At 47.8% G+C, this 17264-nt stretch carries 18 protein-coding genes; 17 read left to right on the top strand and 1 reads right to left on the bottom strand.

The features are described 5' to 3' along the window. Positions 1-29: 29 nt before the first annotated feature. Both ACQY33_RS02625 and ACQY33_RS02620 read left to right on the top strand, forming a co-directional pair. The gene (locus ACQY33_RS02625; RefSeq protein ID WP_428073650.1) at positions 30-605 is read left to right on the top strand and encodes a manganese efflux pump MntP family protein; all 576 of its coding nucleotides are present in this window, start codon (positions 30-32) and stop codon (positions 603-605) included. Positions 606-639: 34 nt separating this feature from the next. Continuing rightward, the gene (locus ACQY33_RS02620) at positions 640-1197 is read left to right on the top strand and encodes a manganese efflux pump MntP family protein (RefSeq protein WP_428073648.1); all 558 of its coding nucleotides are present in this window, start codon (positions 640-642) and stop codon (positions 1195-1197) included. 70 nt (positions 1198-1267) lie between these two features. Here the strand turns inward: ACQY33_RS02620 and ACQY33_RS02615 are convergent, their stop codons facing one another. Next, complete coding sequence (locus ACQY33_RS02615; protein WP_428073646.1) at positions 1268-1729, bottom strand: hypothetical protein; 462 nt, start codon at positions 1727-1729, stop codon at positions 1268-1270. 96 nt (positions 1730-1825) lie between these two features. Here ACQY33_RS02615 and ACQY33_RS02610 point away from each other — a divergent pair, with 96 nt between their 5' ends. The 15 genes from ACQY33_RS02610 to ACQY33_RS02540 all read left to right on the top strand — a co-directional run bounded on the left by ACQY33_RS02610 (position 1826) and on the right by ACQY33_RS02540 (position 17168). After that, positions 1826-2875, top strand: coding sequence for a DUF1646 family protein (locus tag ACQY33_RS02610; RefSeq protein ID WP_428073644.1), 1050 nt, complete (start codon positions 1826-1828; stop codon positions 2873-2875). Positions 2876-3045: 170 nt separating this feature from the next. Continuing rightward, the gene (locus tag ACQY33_RS02605) at positions 3046-4260 is read left to right on the top strand and encodes a response regulator (RefSeq protein ID WP_428073642.1); all 1215 of its coding nucleotides are present in this window, start codon (positions 3046-3048) and stop codon (positions 4258-4260) included. 6 nt (positions 4261-4266) lie between these two features. Beyond that, on the top strand, positions 4267-5373 hold the full coding sequence (locus tag ACQY33_RS02600) for a response regulator (protein ID WP_428073640.1): 1107 nt from the start codon (positions 4267-4269) through the stop codon (positions 5371-5373). 15 nt (positions 5374-5388) lie between these two features. Next, complete coding sequence (locus ACQY33_RS02595) at positions 5389-6540, top strand: response regulator (RefSeq protein WP_428073638.1); 1152 nt, start codon at positions 5389-5391, stop codon at positions 6538-6540. Positions 6541-6706: 166 nt separating this feature from the next. After that, entirely contained in the window at positions 6707-7192 is a 486-nt protein-coding gene (locus ACQY33_RS02590) for an NAD(P)H-dependent oxidoreductase subunit E (RefSeq protein WP_428073636.1), read from the top strand. After that, entirely contained in the window at positions 7182-9065 is a 1884-nt protein-coding gene (locus ACQY33_RS02585) for an NADH-ubiquinone oxidoreductase-F iron-sulfur binding region domain-containing protein (RefSeq protein ID WP_428073634.1), read from the top strand. Before ACQY33_RS02590 ends, ACQY33_RS02585 begins: the two co-directional genes overlap by 11 nt. Positions 9066-9081: 16 nt before the next feature. Next, on the top strand, positions 9082-10830 hold the full coding sequence (locus ACQY33_RS02580) for a [FeFe] hydrogenase, group A (protein WP_428073632.1): 1749 nt from the start codon (positions 9082-9084) through the stop codon (positions 10828-10830). Positions 10831-10960: 130 nt separating this feature from the next. After that, a complete protein-coding gene (locus tag ACQY33_RS02575) occupies positions 10961-11908 on the top strand; it encodes a DMT family transporter (RefSeq protein WP_428073630.1) in 948 nt (315 codons plus the stop codon). A gap of 34 nt (positions 11909-11942) precedes the next feature. After that, positions 11943-12368 carry a hypothetical protein gene (locus ACQY33_RS02570; RefSeq protein ID WP_428073628.1) on the top strand — a complete coding sequence of 142 codons (426 nt, stop codon included), beginning with the start codon at positions 11943-11945 and terminating at the stop codon, positions 12366-12368. Between the two features lie 21 nt (positions 12369-12389). Then, a complete protein-coding gene (gene lpoB, locus ACQY33_RS02565; RefSeq protein ID WP_428073626.1) occupies positions 12390-12980 on the top strand; it encodes a penicillin-binding protein activator LpoB in 591 nt (196 codons plus the stop codon). Between the two features lie 5 nt (positions 12981-12985). Next, positions 12986-14284 (top strand): hypothetical protein, encoded by a 1299-nt coding sequence (locus ACQY33_RS02560; protein ID WP_428073624.1) that lies wholly within the window; start codon positions 12986-12988, stop codon positions 14282-14284. A gap of 13 nt (positions 14285-14297) precedes the next feature. After that, positions 14298-15230 carry a hypothetical protein gene (locus tag ACQY33_RS02555; protein WP_428073622.1) on the top strand — a complete coding sequence of 311 codons (933 nt, stop codon included), beginning with the start codon at positions 14298-14300 and terminating at the stop codon, positions 15228-15230. Between the two features lie 9 nt (positions 15231-15239). Then, positions 15240-15968 carry an FKBP-type peptidyl-prolyl cis-trans isomerase gene (locus tag ACQY33_RS02550; protein WP_428073620.1) on the top strand — a complete coding sequence of 243 codons (729 nt, stop codon included), beginning with the start codon at positions 15240-15242 and terminating at the stop codon, positions 15966-15968. Further along, positions 15968-16543, top strand: coding sequence for a hypothetical protein (locus ACQY33_RS02545; protein WP_428073618.1), 576 nt, complete (start codon positions 15968-15970; stop codon positions 16541-16543). Before ACQY33_RS02550 ends, ACQY33_RS02545 begins: the two co-directional genes overlap by 1 nt. 46 nt (positions 16544-16589) lie before the next feature. Next, positions 16590-17168 (top strand): hypothetical protein, encoded by a 579-nt coding sequence (locus tag ACQY33_RS02540; RefSeq protein WP_428073616.1) that lies wholly within the window; start codon positions 16590-16592, stop codon positions 17166-17168. Positions 17169-17264 lie beyond the last annotated feature (96 nt).

Raw genomic sequence — 17264 nt, 5'->3', positions numbered from 1 at the left:
ATCTTATAAAAAATGTTATGATAATGTATATGCAAATATGGTCTAGCCTGCTGGTGGCGTTGAGCCTTTCTATGGATAACTTTGCGGTAACCATTGCCGCCGGCTGCGCGGAGCATTGCCGCCTGCGCGTACGTACGGTATTGGGGGTTAGTTTTTCCTTCGCGCTGGCTCATTTTATTATGTTTTCTTCCGGCTGGCTATGCGGGGCGCAATTGGGCAAGCACATAGACCGGTTTGACCACTGGATTGCCTTTGCCGTGTTGGCCTTTATTGGCGGGCGGATGATAAAAGGCTCTTTTGAGCGGGCAGAAAGCGCAGCTGCCTCTAATCTTTGTAGTTTAAATACTTCTAAAACCATTCTTGCTTTGTCCATAGCCACCAGTTTGGATGCTTTGCTGGCGGGTGTGGGGCTGTCTTTCACGCCGGCTCCGTTTGGGCTTACCGCGGCGGCTTTGGCCGCATGTGTGACGGTTACCAGCTGTTGTGGGTTTTGGCTGGGGGCTCAGCTGGGGCGGAGGTTTGGTAAAATAATGGAAGCATTGGGGGGCGTGGCTTTGGTTTTTATTGGGCTTAAACTCTTGCTGGGAGGCCTGGGCATTTGGTAGAATTTGGCAACTTACTTAAAGGCAAGGAGAATATATGGGCATTATCGCAATTACAATTATTTTTCTGTGCATTTGTGTGGATAATATGGTTTCGGCCAATATGTCTTCTCTAAAGATGAAGACGGATGTAAAGAATATTTTTTCCATTAAATTGGCTGTGTTTTTTTCCGCTTTCAATGCGTTACTTTTTGGTTTGGGGTATTTAATCAGCGCCATTATATTTAATGACTGGATTTACCTTGCCCAAAATTGGGTGGCGTTTGCCTTTATATTGCTGCTTGGGATTAAATTTATGTTGGAATCGGTAGAAAAATCCCCTAGCTTTACGGAAGAAGAAGTAAATAATAACCGCAAGTTGGTGAAAGTATCCGCCTTGTTTGGGTTAAACGCCTTTCTGGTGGGGTTTGCCGCCGATACCATGCAAAAAGGCTGGTTCCCGCAAATTTTAATCTTAATGGCCATTACGTTTGGTTTTACGCTGCTGGGGTTTCATTTAGGGCGGCAAAATTCCAAAATTATTACCAGCAAACGCTTTGAGTTTATTGCCGGGTTGCTGCTGGTGATTATGGCTTTGCGTTTAATTATTATTTAATAATTTTGATTGCTTGGAAAAACGGCCCCGCTTTGTGTTAGGCGGGGCCGTTTTTATTTGACCGGTTAGATTATTTGCTCTTTCCTAAAGATTTCCAAGCATTGGCTTCGGTTTTGGCCTGATTTTTAATGGCGTCCAATTTGGACTTGGCGTTTTCTTTGTTTTGTTTGGCTTGAGCTTTTTTGTCTTTAGAGGCTTGCTTGGCGGCGGTTTGTTTATCTTTGGCGGCTTGTTTAATTTCGTCCAGTTTGGCTTGGGCGGATTCTTTCTTTTCATTCAGCGCCGTTTTGGCGTCTTTTGCTGCGTTGGCATTATTTTTCTGGCTGTCTTTTACGGCGGCTTTTTTATCTTTGGCGGCCTGTTTAACGGCGGATACTTTGTCTGCGGCGGACTGCTTGGCGCTGTTTAGTTTACTGCGGGTGCAGGCGCTGGCGCAGACCAAATCGCCTTTTTCACAGTTGCAGGTGTCAGCGGCAAAAGCAGAGGCGGCCGCGCATAGCGCAAAAAGCAAAACACACATTCTTTTTATCATTTTATTTTCTCCTTAATTATTTGATAAATTTATTGTACTAAATACGTTTATAACTCATGGTTAAATTTCTCCGTTGTATTTTAGTAAAATAAATATATGGATGCTTCTCTTTTGGTAAATATTTTATTGGCTGTTGTGGTAATTAACCTTTTGGTATGGCCGTTAACGTCCAAATGGGTGGAAAGCCATTTGGAAATCTTTTTGCTTTTTGTGGGAGCCTTGGCGGTTACCATCAGCGGCGGGTGGAGTATTCAGTTTATATATGAAACATTAAACGCGCCGGTTAATGTGGCGTTTATTGTGTTGGTGGTCAGCGTCATATTCGGCAATTATTCCCGCTATATTTTCCGGGTATTGTTTGCTTTTTTTAAGCGGGTGGAACCGCAGTTTAGCTTTGCGTTTTTGGTATTTATATTGGGGATATGCTCCAGCTTAGTCAGTGTTACGGTGGCGGCCCTGGTATTGGCCGAGGTGTTAAAAGTGGTGGCGTTAGAAAGAAATACCACGGTAAAAGTAACGGTTTTTGCCTGTTACGCCATTGGGCTGGGCGCGGTGCTTACCCCGCTGGCGGAGCCTTTAAGCTTAATTATTAATAATGCGCTTGCCGGTCCGCCCCACCATGCGGATTTTTTCTTCTTAACCAGGCATTTCTTTTGGTGGATAGTTCCCGCCATTGCCGCTTTGGCGGTAGCCGCCGGATATTGCGTGCGGGAGGCCGGAACCACGATGCAAATGCATATCCGGGAAGACAAAGAAACGTATGTTTCCATGCTTAAACGTACGCTGCATGTATATATGTTTGTGGCGGCGCTGAATCTGATTAGCGCAGGGCTTAGGCCGTTGGCCCAAAGCACCATAGCTCATTTGGGTGGTAAAATTTTGTTTTTGGCCAATACTGTTTCCGTTATTATAGACAACGCCACTTTGGCCGCCATAGAGATTGTGCCGGATATCGGCATTAAAGATTTGATTTATATGGTTATTGGCTTTGCGGCCTGCGGCAGTATGTTGGTGCAGGGGAATTTGCCCAATATCGTGGCTGCGGAAAAATTGGGCATTAAAAGCCGGGAATGGGCCAAAGTGGCGGTTCCAACCGGGTTGTGGTTAATGGGCGCTTACTTTATATTGCTTTGTGCTGTGTTATAACAAATTTTTCCGTTATTTTTTTAGTTTTTAAGCAGAGTGTTTATGCCTCGGGTTTAGGCCCGGGGCATTTTTAGGCTGTTGGACCTATGGAGAAATGGGTCCAAGGACCCTTGCCCAAGCGTGTGATTCTGGCTAAATTATAAATATAAACCTAACTGGAGAGCCTACTTATGAATAAGAAATTATTTCAAGGGTGTATGTTGTCGTGCGGATTTCTAATTTTTACCCTGCCGGCCTTTGCGCAAAGCAAAAGCGGAGGGCTGGTGCGTTTGATTGAAAAAAGCGCCGGTGAAAAATTGCCTTCTGTCGCGGGAACGTTTCAAGTGCGGGTAATCAACCGGGCTAAGTTAACTTATTCTGAAAAGGAATTAAAAAAAATGATGGAGAGAGACCGCACAGACGCAGATGCTGTTATTTCCGGTAAATTGCCGGAAGGCATACAAGGGTTAGGAGAAACTTTGTTAAAAAAGACGTATGAAGTTATGCCTCCTAATATTGCCCCCAGTTCTGAACAGCAATTAATGGCTTCCATGTTATCTTCTGAAGAGACCGCCGCGCGCATTTCCCGCAATGGCGGCGGAATTAAATTTGATATTATGTCTCCGCAGGCGGCCCGCAAGACTTATTATCAACGTATGCAGGAGTTTGCAAAACTTAAGAAATTTTTAGATGTAAAGATGTTTTATTTTAAGGCGGACGGAATAGAACCGACTTACATGCCTTCTCGCGAGCGGATAGAGATGACCGAGGCGGCGGGGGATATGCGCGTGCGTCTTAAATTTTTATCTTTGTATTATTTCCCGGAAGATGTGCCCTTGTACTTAGCTACTAAATATTTAACCCAGCGCTTGATAGAATTACAGCCCGGGCTGACCGGCATTTTGGAAAAAATGCCTGTTTACCTGCGTAAAGACCGGATATATAATAAGCAAGAATTTATGCTGGTTTCCCCGCAGGAAGAGGTTCCCACTCTTCCGGCCGGGCTGAAAATTGCCGTAGTGAATGATTTGCCGGAAATTTTATCTGCTATGGAAAATTTCGGCCGCTGGGGCGGTTTCGGGAAAGGGGCTGAAATAACTACTTTTGACAGTATTTATAAATTGGGAGACAGCCTGAAAAAAGGCGCCACGTACGACGTTATTTTTAGCGATATTTCCATGCCTAACGGCAGCGGTATGCTGTTGGTGAATAAATTAAGAGAAAATAATATTAATATCCCGGTGATTGGTTTGAGCGGATACAAAGAAGATACCGTTAAAGGAAAAGATTTGTTTGAAATAGGTTTTGACGGGTATATTAATTCAGACGGCTATGGTTACCGTAATGCCCCAAAAGCTTTGAAAAATTATTTTTACTATCGGGATTTACATCACTGGATGCGTTAAGGAGTTATGAGAAAGTTTAGTATATTTCTATTTTTTGTACTGTTGGAAGCGGGAACTGTATGGGCCCAAGGCAAGCTGCCCCAAGCGGCCGGCGCGGTAAAAAAAGCGGTTGCACCGGCGGCAAAAAAGGCGGCGGTTTTATCTCCGGGGGCGCGCAGGATGCACGCGCTGCGTGAAAGCGCAATGTTCCGTAAAATTTCCCCCACTCCGCAGGAAGATTTGAGGGTCTTTTTCCCGGGGTTAGATGCTATGCAGTCAAAGGTGCTGCTAGCCCGGTATTACCAAGTAATGGAAGAATTTTCCGCCTTTAAAAAAGAAATGGACGTGCGCTTGTTTTATCAGTTCATGCCGGGAGAAAGCAGCCCTTTTTTGCCATTAGAAAAAGAAGAAATTTTTAGAAAGATGGGGAATTTTTCCATTCGTATTTTAAGTTTAAAAGCAGGGCCCTTTCGTAAAGATCAGGCGCTGATAGCCGCCTTGGATTATTTGAATAAAGTCGCCGGTATGGTGGATCCGACCTTCCAAAATATTTTCGGCCATCAAGAATGGCCTCGCGGCAACCGCGTGTTTAATGAGAAAGAATTTTATTTGGCGGATCCTTCCCGTTTTGCGCTGTTTCCCCAGGTGCGCGCGGGGGACGGAGCCTTATTTGCTTTTAGCCGCACTAAAAAAATAATGGAAAGCCTGCCGTTAAAGCAGGTGGCCGTTTTAAGTGATGACCAAACGCTTTTGGCCGTGTTGGAACGATGGTATCAAGACGGCGGTTTTGGTTCTCGTGCGCGATGGTTCTTTTATTCCAGCGCCAAAAATTTACAGCGGGATTTAAAATTCGGAAAAACATTTGATTTAATTTTAAGTGATGTCTTGGTTCCCGGAGGCGGCGGCCCCATGATAGCGGCGGAGCTTCGTCAAAGCGGGGCCAAGGTGCCTGTTATTGCTTTAACGCAATATGAAGAAGATATCCATACGGCCCAATGGTTATATTCCGCCGGCATGGATGGGATGATAAGCGTCAACGCTTATTTGGGCAGCCGAAATGGGGATATGCTCTTTTTAGCCCAAAAGATTAAAAATTATTTTCACTATCGCGATTTGCACCATTGGCCTTATTAAGACTATTAACCATATATGCCCAAACAACATATTGTTCTATTATTGTTTTTAGGCGCCGGCTTAATGACGGCGGTGCCGCCTGCGGGCGCGCAGCCGAATCAGGTGAAACAGGCGCTAAAACAGACGGAGAAACGGGCTGTAAAAGCCGCGCAAAAAACGGCTGTTGCACAACAGGAAGCCTTTGAGAAAATATTGCTTAACCGGGCGGTCAGCTCCTGGGAGAAAAGGCAGAAACAGCCTAGTGTTTCTTTTGAGCCCACCCCGCCGGACAAACTGGCAACATTTATTTTTCCGCTAAATGAAGTGCAAAAACGCCGGGCCAAGCAATATTATTATGAGGCCATGCGCCAATTTGCAGAACTAAAAAAAGATTTAGATATTCATCTCTTTTATATACAAACGCAGAAAGATGATTTGCTCCCGGCCCAGTTGGCTGCTTTAGATACGCGCATTTTCAAGGTGGAAGAAAAACTGGCCCGGGCCGCGTTGGTTTTTCATGACGGCCCGCTGAATGAGGCCAGGAATTATTTGTTGGATGCGCGCCAGGTGCTCAACCCGTTCTCTCCGGCTCAAACACTGCAGCCACCCAGCTATTTGCGCCGGGAAGACAGAACTTTTGTCAAAAAAGAGTTTTTTTTGTACGGAAAAGATAATTCCCGTCCGCGTTTAAAAAGTTCCCGCTGGTTGGGTTCTTTTAGGGATGTTTCCCGCGCCAAAGCCTTGGCCGCTCATATTCCCGCTCATATGCGTATCGCTTTTATTAATGACCGGACATATATAGGCGGGGCGCTTATGTCTTGGTATCGCAAGGGGCTTTTTCCGGAGGGGACGGATTTGTTTGTGTACTTTCGCCTGCAAGACATTCAAAGAGATTTGGCCGCCGGAAAAACTTTTGATTTGATTATTACGGACCTGGTAATGAAAGACGGCGGCGGCTACGCGTTGGTTTCCGAATTGCGCCAGAATAATTCCACCACGACGGTGATTGCGCTTTCCGCTTATGGGGAGGACGAAGTCCGCGCCCGGGAACTGTATGATTTGGGTTTTGACGGCATGTTATCTACCCATGACGGCGGTTTTCCGGTGGACGCCACGGGGTGTTTAACGCTTTTGAACGGTTTAAAAAATTATTACTTCTGGAAAGAACTGCACGGGTGGAAACGCTGATTGTTTCCCCGTCGGGCTTTCGTTGACAGTCCGGCGCTAACTGGTTATAATTAGAATTAAGAGGTTTTATTTGTTGGTCCCCGTATGCTGCCCGCATGCGGGTTGTTCAGTCTTTTCTGTTGGCATTAAACAAAAGCAGTTTTGTCGTTCTAAGGAGACTATTTGTATGACAGAGCATTTCACCCCTGCCGCAAACATACTTAAAGAGTATGATTATGATCCGTCTAAACTAATTCCCATTTTACAGAAAGTGCAAGATGCCTACCGTTACCTTCCGGAAGATATCATGCGCTTTATTGCCGATGAGTTGGAAATTTCTCCCGCCAAGGTGTTCGGCGTGGCCACGTTTTTTGCGCATTTTGCCATCACGCCCAAAGGCAAACATATTGTAAAAGTGTGCAACGGCACCGCCTGCCATGTGAAAGGGTCTTCTTTTTTAATCAATACAGTAAAAGACAAATTAAAGCTTAAAGAGGGGCAAGATACCACGGAAGATATGTTGTTTACGTTGGAATGCGTTTCCTGCCTGGGGGCCTGCGGGCTGGCGCCCGTTATGGTGATTGATGACGTAGTACACGGACAGGTAACCCCGGCCAAAGCGGTGGAACTGCTGGACGCTGTAATCAAACAGGAGGCGCAAAATGCCAAATAAAACCATTGAACAAATTGCAAAAGATTATAACGAGGCGTACAAAAAAATAACCGGCCGCGTGGTTATTTGCGGCGGTACGGGCTGTATTGCGGGCGGCTCGTTAAAAGTATATGAAGCCTTCCAAAAAGAAATGGAAAAACATCATATTGGTTTTTGCCTGCAAATTACCAAAGACTGCCATGAAAATTACCTCAGCATGAGCGGCTGCCGCGGCTTTTGCGCGCAGGGGCCGTTGGTCAGCGTGGGGGATATCTTTTATACCAAAGTAAAACCGGAAGACGTGCCCGAAATTGTTGAGAAAACCCTTTTAAAAGGGGAAGTGATAGACCGTTTGTTATACCATAACCCCGCCAATGACCAAAAAGCCAAAACCGTGGCGGAAATTCCTTTTTACGCCAAGCAGGAACGCATTTTGCTGCATGACTGCGGCCGCATCAACCCGGAAGACATTAACGAATACATCGCCCACGGCGGTTATGCCCAGGCCAAACGCGCCTATACCCAAATGACGGACGAAGAAGTCTGCCGGGAAATGATATCCTCCGGCTTGCGCGGGCGCGGCGGCGGGGGTTTCCCCACCGGTAAAAAGTGGGATTTAACCCGCGTGGAGCCCGGACCTAAAAAATACGTCATTTGCAACGCCGACGAGGGCGACCCCGGCGCTTTTATGGACCGCAGCGTCATGGAAGGCAATCCCAACGCCGTATTGGAGGGCATGATGATTGCCGCGCGCGCCATTGGGGCCGATGAGGGGTACGTATACGTGCGTATGGAATATCCGCTGGCTATTGCCCGTATCCGCAAAGCCATAGAACAGGCGGAAAAATTGGGCCTGTTAGGTAAAAATATTTTTGGTTCCGGAAAAGATTTTAAAATTAACGTGATGGAAGGGGCCGGCGCCTTTGTGTGCGGGGAAGAGACCGCTCTTATCGCCTCAGTGGAAGGCAAGCGCGGTATGCCCAAAATAAAACCGCCTTTCCCCAGCCAAAGCGGTTTGTTCGGAAAACCTACGGTAATTAACAATGTGGAAACGTTAGCCACCGTACCCAAAGTGCTGGAAATGGGGGCGGAAAAGTTCCGCAAAATTGGAACCTTGGGCAGCCCGGGCACCAAAACATTTGCCGTTACGGGGCATATTGCCAATACGGGGCTGGTGGAAGTGCCTATGGGCACCACCCTGCGCCAAGTAATTGACGACGTTGCCGGCGGTACAACCAATGATGACGGCACGGTGAATAAAGACGCTTTTAAAGCGGCCCAAATCGGCGGGCCTTCCGGCGGGTGTTTAACCCGTGAACATTTGGACCTGCCTCTTGATTTTGATTCCCTTAAATCAGCCGGCGCCATGGTGGGTTCCGGCGGGCTGGTAGTCATGAATGACAAAACCTGCATGGTAAACGTAGCCCGTTTCTTTTTGGAATTTACCCAACGGGAATCCTGCGGCAAATGCGTTCCCTGCCGGGAAGGTACGGAACAAATGCTTACCATGCTGAATGATATTGTAGAAGGCAGGGCAACGTTAAAAACCTTGGAAAATTTGGAGGATTTAGCCAAAGCCGTTCAAAAATCTTCCTTATGCGCGTTAGGCAAAACGGCGCCCAACCCGGTGCTTTCTACGCTGAAACATTTTAGAGATGAATATTTAGCCCATGTGGTTGAAAAACGCTGCCCGGCCGGGGTTTGCAAAGCGTTGGCCCGGTTTGAAATTGTGGCTGATAAATGCAAAGGCTGCGGTATGTGCAAGCGGGCGTGCCCGGTGCAGGCTATTTCGGGCGAAGTGGGCAAACCCCATCACATTGACCCTAAAAAATGCATTAAATGCGGCGGCTGCAAGGCCACCTGTAAATTTGGCGCGGTGATTGTAGGCGCATAACCACGGAGCATAGATTATGGAAAAAGAGCAATTTGTTATCATTGAAGGCAAGAGAGTCCCCATAGAGGGAGAGAAAAACCTGCTGGAGCTCGTCCGCAAGGCGCATTTTAATATTGTTACGTTCTGCTACCACCCGGAGCTGGCCGCCTATGGGGCCTGCCGCCTGTGCTTGGTGGAAGTGGAAGGAATGGGCATTGTGGCTTCCTGCACGGTAGCCCCGAAGGACGGTATGAAAGTGCGCGTAAACAGCGATGAAATCCGCAAATTGCGCCGCATTAATTTGGAACTTTTGCTTTCTTCCGGCAATCACGACTGCACCCTTTGCAGCAAATCCAACAACTGCAAACTGCAAAAGCTGGCTAAAGATTTGGACGTAACGGAAATACGCTTTAAATCCAAAAAGTTAGACAGCCATAAAGACGCCACCTCCCCCGCTTTAGTGCGTGACCACAGCAAATGCATTTTATGCGGCAACTGCGTGCGCATTTGCAACGAGGTGCAGGGAATTGGCGCTATTGATTTTGCTTTCCGCGGGTTCCGCTCCAAAATAGCCACCGCGTTTAATAAAGAGCTGGGCCAAAGCCACGAATGCGTATCCTGCGGCCAGTGCGCGCGGGTATGCCCCACGGGGGCTTTAATGCCCAATTCTTCTGAAATTGAAGAAGTGTTTAAAGCCATCAATAACCCGGCCAAAAAGGTAGCCGTGCATATCGCGCCCGCTGTGCGTGTGGGGTTGGGCGAAATTTTCGGTCTGCCCCAGGGGCAGAACGTAGATGGGAAAATAGCGGCGGCCCTGCGCATGTTGGGGTTTGATTATGTGTATGATACCGCTTTTGCGGCGGACTTAACCATTGTGGAAGAGGCCACCGAATTTTTGGAACGCTTTAAAAAAGGTGCCAATTTGCCGCAGTTTACCAGCTGTTGCCCGGCGTGGGTAAATTATGTGGAAAAATTCGCCCCGGAGTTTATTCCCAATCTGTCCACGGCGCGTTCCCCCATGCAAATGATGGGCCCCATTTTAAAGGCGGATTTTGAAGACCGCGGCGGGAAAAGGGAGGACTTGGTGGTGGTGGCGGTGATGCCGTGCTCGGCCAAAAAGTCCGAAGCCAAACGTGGGGAGTTTTATGTAGACGGCAACCCCGATACCGATTATGTGGTCACTACCGTCGCTTTGGCCCGTATGATTAAAGAAGCCGGTATAGATTTTGTAAATCTGGAAAACGAATGGTTTGATATGCCCTTTGGCACTAAAACGGGAGCCGGGGTGATATTTGGCGCTTCCGGCGGGGTAATGGAAGCCGCCTTGCGCTACGCCGTGGCCGAGCTGGACCCGGCCAACGCCCGCAGCGTAAAATTTACCAGCCTGCGCGAACCGAAGGTATTTAAAGAAAAAACGGTTACCATTGGGGACATTAAAATCCGCACCGCGGTGGTAAGCGGGCTGAAAAATGCGCGCAAACTGCTGGAAGATATTAAATCCGGCAAAGACCATTATGACTTTATTGAAGTCATGTCCTGCCAAGGCGGCTGCGTGGCCGGCGCCGGCCAGCCCCAGTTTGACGGCTGGGCCCCGCGCAAAGTGCGCGCGGAGGGGTTGTATCAGGAAGATACGGAACTGGCCTATAAATCCCAGGATAACAGCGGGGTTACCGCGCTGTATGGACGTATTTTAGACAAAATAGGCGGGCCGGTGGCGCACAAGCTGCTGCATACGCATTATGAGTCTAAAAAATTCCGCGTGGGAGAGGAAGACGCTAAAAAATAGGCGGTTGTCTTTTTGCCCGTTTGTGCGGCAAAGTATTTAATTGCCACCCAGGCCCGGTGAAAACCGGGCCTGGGTATTTTGTGGCGCGCGCGTTCTTTATTGCGCTCTTTTATTTAGATACAATACCTATATGCACTATTGGAAAGGAATTTTTTGCGGCATTTTAACTTCTTCCACCTTCGGCATGATACCGCTTTTTACGCTGCCCATTATAGCGGGGGGGATGAGGTTTCCTTCCATTTTGTTTTACCGCTTCTTTTTGGCGGCGGTTTTGCTGGGCGGAATATTGTTTTTAGCCCGCAAGTCTTTTACCGTAACTCCTAAAGAGTTGTTTACCTTGGCTTGGCTGAGCGTATTGTATACAGGTTCCGCCCTGTTTTTATTTTGGGGATATAATTATTTGCCCAGCGGGGCGGCTACCACCATTATTTTTCTTTATCCTGTGTTTGTGGCGGTGATAATGGCTTTGTTTTTTGGGGAAAAGCCTTCCTTTTTTACTTACACCGCCATTGTAATGGCTTTGGCGGGGGTGGCGTTATTGTCGGGGGTCGGATCTTCTGAGGGCGTACAGGTGAAAGGGGTGCTGATAGAAAGGATGTCCGCCCTGTCTTACGGGCTGTATATTGTGGGGGTAAACCAGTCCTGCGTGAAACACATGGGGGCGTTAAAACTTACTTTTTATATCTTTTTGTTTGATACGGTTACTTTTTTACTGTTTGCCGTTTGGCAGGGGGGGCTGCAGCCGGTTCCGGGCGGGAGCGGCCAGCTTAATTTGTTGCTACTGGCGTTGGTTCCTACGGTGCTGTCCAACTTATCTTTGGTGTATGCCATTAAAAATATAGGGTCCACTTTTTCTTCCGTTTTGGGAGCGTTTGAACCGCTTACCGCCATGCTGATAGGAGTGTTGGTGTTTCATGAGCCTTTTACACAGGGTTTGGCTTGGGGGCTGGTACTAGTTATCGGGGCTGTTAGCCTGATTATTTTAGCTCCGGCGCTTAACAAAGGTTGGCGGAGGGGAAAGTTCTTTTATATTACGCGTTTGCGCGGGGTACACCGCAATTTGTTTCCGTATGATTAGTTTTGTTGGTATAATATAGAAAAAGGAGAATTTAATGAATCGACAAGGAATGGCGCACGGAATTGTTTTTGTGTTGATAATTATCGTTGGTTTTGGCTTTGCCTTGGGCTGGCCGCAATATGCCAAACATAAAGAGATTACCCACGCAAAAGAAGCTTTGGAAATGGCTTGCCGTCTGGCCCAAGCGCAAAAGGACTACGCCGCCGAGCATGACGGCCGGTATGCTCAAAGCTGGACGGACTTCGGCCTCCCGCTCACCTGCCCGCAAGTGACCAAAGAGGGCGTAAATACGCTGGAATGCGCGTATTATGATTTTTACTTGCAGGACGGTTTGATTTACGCGCGGCATAATAATATCGCCAAATGGCTGACGGTGGACGTAGCCAGCGGAAAGGCGGATTGCTCCCACGAAACCCGGTCCGTAGCCGGAGCTAAAATTTGCGAGAAATTGGATTTATAATTTAATTTTAGGATAAAAAATATGAAAAAATGGATGTTTGTTTTACTAGCTTGCGCATTGGCTTTTGGCTGTGCGCCCAGCGTGAAACGGGTGGAAACGAATTTGATAAAAGACGTAAGCGGCGGCTGGAACGATACGGATGCCCAAATGGTGGCCGCCGAGATGATTGACGACTGCTTAAACGCCGGTTGGTATAATAAGACGCTTCTTAAGCTGGGCAAAGAGCCCGTAGTAATTGTGGGCACGGTAACCAATAACAGCATGGAGCATATCAATACGGACGTGTTTGTGGAAGAAATACAGCGCGCGTTAATTAATTCCGGCAAGGTGGAATTTGTGGCTTCTAAAGAAGAACGCGGAGAAGTGCGCGCCGAGCGTTTGGAACAGGATGAATTTGCCTCTGAAGAGACCCGCAAAGCGTTTGGCAAAGAAATAGGGGCTGATTTTATGCTCAGCGGAACCCTGAATTCCGTGGTAGACCAGGCCGGCAGCAACGCGTTGGTGTTTTACCAGGTGAATATGAAACTGATTAATCTGGAAACCAACCAAATTGTTTGGAACGGTCAAAAACAGATTAAAAAATACGTCAAACGCAGTAAAGTTTCTTGGTAAGAAATATGAGGGTGCGGGCCGCTGTAATTGGGTTGGCTCTGTTTTGTTCGGCGTGCGCCGGCCCTTTTTTGCGTTATAAAAAAGACATAAACCGTTTGGTTGCCGCGCAAAATTTTACTCCGGCGGTTTCCCAGCTGGAAGAAAATAAAAATAAGCTTTATAAAGAGAAAGACGCCGCTTTGTACTTTTTGGACAAGGCGGCTCTTTTGCATGATGCCCAGCAACCCGCCAAGAGCGACGAAGCCCTCTCCACTGCCCAGAACATCATAGAGCAGCTTTACGCCAAAAGCGTTACCGGGGCTTTGGGCACGCTTTTGATTAATGATTTAACCACCCCCTACTATGCCGCCCCTTATGAAAAAGCCCTCACTTTTTTTTACCGGGGGATGAATTTTTTGCAGCAAAACGATTTGCAGGGGGCGCTGGTGGAAGCGCGCAAAGCGGTGTTTTATTTGGCGCAGCTGCGCGGTACAAAAACCAACGGATATAATGACGACGCTTTTGTGCAGTATTTTTCCAGCTTGGTTTTTGAAAGCGGAGCTCAGCGTGATGATGCCCGTATCTCCCGCCAAAACGCGTTGAATGCTTATCAAAAAAACGGCTGGCCCGTTCCGGATTTCCCCGTCCCGGCCAATGCGGATCAAATGGGCGAAATTTTAATTTTTCATTATAACGGATTACTTCCTTTACTAAAAAACCAAACAATGCAGGTGGGGTGGGATAAGCTGCTTTTGTGGGCGTCTTCTCCGGTGGAGGGGGAGCGCGTAAGCCCACAAGTGCAAAACGCCGTTATGGCCGGGCTTACGGGCCGGAGCGTTACACTGGCTTTTCCGGTGTTTGAGGAACAGCCCTATCAAACGAAGAGTTCTTTTGTAACGGCGGACGGTGTCTTCGCGCAAGCGACGCAAAAAGTGCAGGATACCTCCGTTTTAGCTAAAAATTATTTACAGGAGCGCACCCCGGCGATGCTGTTTCGTTTGGCTACCCGGGCGGTGATAAAGCAAACGGCGGTGGTACAGGCGCGCCACGCCGCCGCCCAAGCCGCCCAAGATGATACCGTGGGGGAATTGGCCGGAATGTTTGTTAATTTGTTGGGCGCGCTTACGGAAACGGCGGACACCCGCCAATGGTTTACTTTACCAGCGGAGGTGCGTTTGTCCCGGATATTTGTTGCGCCCGGCACGCATGAAATAAAGCTCTGGTTTCAAGATGGATATGGTAATATAATAGGGGAGCATAATTTTGGGCCGGTGCGGGTGCGCGCGGGGGAAAGGGTATTCCTGCACCACCGTACGGCCAAATAAAAGGGGAAAACAAATGAAAAAATGGTTTATGGTGTTGGCGGCGGGGTTGTTGGCTGCCTGTGCCCATATAAATAAAAATACGGTCAATTACCAAATGTCTTTATTTGACCAAACCCGCTATTATGTGGTAGCCGGGGAAGGGGGCGACAAAGAAGCCGCCTCCGCTGACGCGCTTAGCAATATGAGAAAAGCGTTTGAAAACGCGGCGGAAGTGTCCGATCCGCAAATTTTGGAGGATATTTTGGCTAATGCCCGGGTGGAAAAAGTTTGGAAGGAAAAAAATTCCTCCCCTAAAAATTATTTTGCTTTAGCCGTGTTGGACCGGGAAACCGCCCAAAAAATGTTGGCTGTGCCCATGGACGCGCTGGACGCAAAATTGGCCGGTTTTGCCAAAAGCCTTTCTGCCGGGCCGGAACCGTTTGCCGCGCTGAAATTGGCCTTTAATATGCAGCCTTTGGTGGCGCAGCGCAATGAGTATCAAGATATTTACGCTTTTATAAACGCCGGGCAGGAAGGGTACCGTTCGGCGGAGTTTGCCCAATATAAAGAGGCGTTAAAAAACGCGATGGGAGCGGTAAAAGTGTCTATCCAAACCAAAGGCCCCCAGCATATTGTGTTGCTCAGCAAAATTACCGATTCTTTAAACCAACTGGGGTTGGGCGTGGCGCAAAGCGATGAGGAAAACGCCCCTTTAACCGTATTGGTGGAAACCACGGTGGACGATTATTCTTCTGACCGCGTGAAAGGATTGGAGTGGTGCTCCAGCGGGGCATCTGTAAGCATGGTGGACGAAACGTTGGGCGTTACTTTTGCCCGTTTTCATGTGCAGGACCGGGCGGGTACTTCCCGCCGGCAGGATTCCCTGCGGCGCAGTATGGAAGGCGTGGGGGATAAGGCCTCCCAGCAGATTTCGCAACGTATGTATGAATATTTAAAAATAAGATAGGAGAATAAAATGAAAAAATTAATTGCTTTAACTTTATTACTGACTCCGGCGGTATTAATGGCGCAGGATGCGCCGCAGGGGGCGCAGGTACTTCCGGCTTCGGACCAACAAGCCCCGGCGGAGGCTGCCCAGCCTCAAGACCCGGCCGAACGCAATAAAATGTTGTATTCCTTGGGTTTTTTGTTGGGGGATAATTTAAAGAAACAGCTTATCTTGGATAACGAAGACGACTATAAAGCCCTTTCCCAGGGGATGCGTGACAGTTTGTTAAACAAATCTTCCCAAACTGAATTGGAAGCCTATAAGCCCCAAATTATAGAAAAATATCAAAAAGACGCGGAAATCATCAGCCAAAAGCGCCAGGCCGCCCAACAGGAATATATGGATAATTTCAAAAAAGAAAAAGGTGTGAAAACCTTAGATAACGGGGCGATGATTAAACTTTCCCGCAAAGGGAAAGGAAAATCCCCCAAGGCGGATTCTACCGTAAAAGTCAATTACGAAGGCACGTTGATTGACGGCACCAAATTTGACAGTTCTTACGACCGCGGGGAAGCCGCCACGTTTAAACTGACGGATGTGGTTCCCTGCTGGACGAAAGCTATTCAATATATGAAACCGGGCGCCAAAGCAAAAATTGTCTGCCCGGCGGACACCGCTTACGGCAACCGCCCCTTAGGACCGATTGCCCCCAATTCCACTTTGGTATTTAATGTGGAACTGGTGGAAGTGTTGTAATGTCTAAAACCAGTTGGTTTTATATTTGCGCGATGGCAGCCATAATTGCCTCAGTAGGGGTGATTAATGGCTACCGCGCGTATGAAAAATATAAATTGCAAAAAGAAGAAGAAAGTTTTTCTGATTTTACTTTTCAAAATGTGCCCATTACGTTAGGGATGCCGCAGGCGGAGCCGGCCGCCCGTCCTATTCCATACAATCCGCAAATGCAGCAAGATGTGTTCCTGGGGGATATTCCCCTTTCCCCTGAAAAAGAAACCCAACAGGCGGATTTAACGCTGCAATCCATCTTTTCTGATTATCAAAACGATTCAGCACTTCAAACCTTCAACCGGGAATTGGCCCAATTAACCCAGGGGGAAGCGTTAAGCCTGCAGGCTTTAAGCGGCCCGCGCTTAACCGCCGTGGTGCAAAAATACCCCGAAGTGGAGCAGTTGATAAAAAAGCATATGCAAAACCCTCAGTTCGCGGCGGTGGTGGGGCAAATTTTTGCCAATCCGCAATATGTACAAAGCGTGCAGGTTCTGCAAGGAGAGCCGGCGGCTGCGGGTGCGGCAGAAAATAATAATTTTTAATAAAGTCCAAAATATTGTATTCTATTTGCATAGGAGGCAGTGTACAATGGTAAAAATTTTTCTTAAAGCTGCCGTTTTGGTTTTCATCATTTTGAGTATTTATTTTATTGTCAACCCCAGCGCTTGTTCTAATTTATTGGCTGGGCGGGTGGTTAATACTCCCCCGGTGGAAAACCCGCAGATTAATCCTTCCGTGCCCCCGGCACAGGAAGAAATGTTGATTCCTGCAGGGGATCTAAATCCGCAAGATCTTCCTTCCGCGCAAGAAGTAATTTCCGCCCCGGCGGCGGAATCTGCTGAAAAAGAGGACACCTCTTCCCAGCAAAAGGATTCCGCCCCTGCCGCGCAAGAAGATGAGGCTGAGGAGCAAGAGGCTTCCGCTTCTCTGGAGGAAGACTTTCCCTATACGCAGGAAGATATTGATTATGCGGTAGCCAGCCGTTATGTGGAGCTGGAACGCGAATATATCAAAGAAAATAAAGCGATGGGGAAAGAATCTTCCCGTGAGATTTCTTCCATAGTAATGGATGATTTTGAAATGTCCCCGGAAGAGTGGGAAGCGTTTTTAACCCGCGCCACTTCCAGTAATTTATTTAATAAAGTACGGGAAGAAATGCCCCAGTAAAGATGAATTTGCAATAGTAAAGGTAGATATTTGCAATCAAACACCCCGCGTTACAGCGCGGGGTGTTTTCATTTAAGAATTTGCTAAAAGGCCGCC

The organism is Candidatus Avelusimicrobium aviculae (genome assembly GCF_949292495.1).
In the GTDB taxonomy this organism is placed as follows: Bacteria; Elusimicrobiota; Elusimicrobia; order Elusimicrobiales; family Elusimicrobiaceae; genus Avelusimicrobium; species Avelusimicrobium aviculae.
The sequence above is the reverse complement of the archived record's forward strand: the minus strand, read 5'-3'. Positions and strand labels throughout refer to the sequence as shown.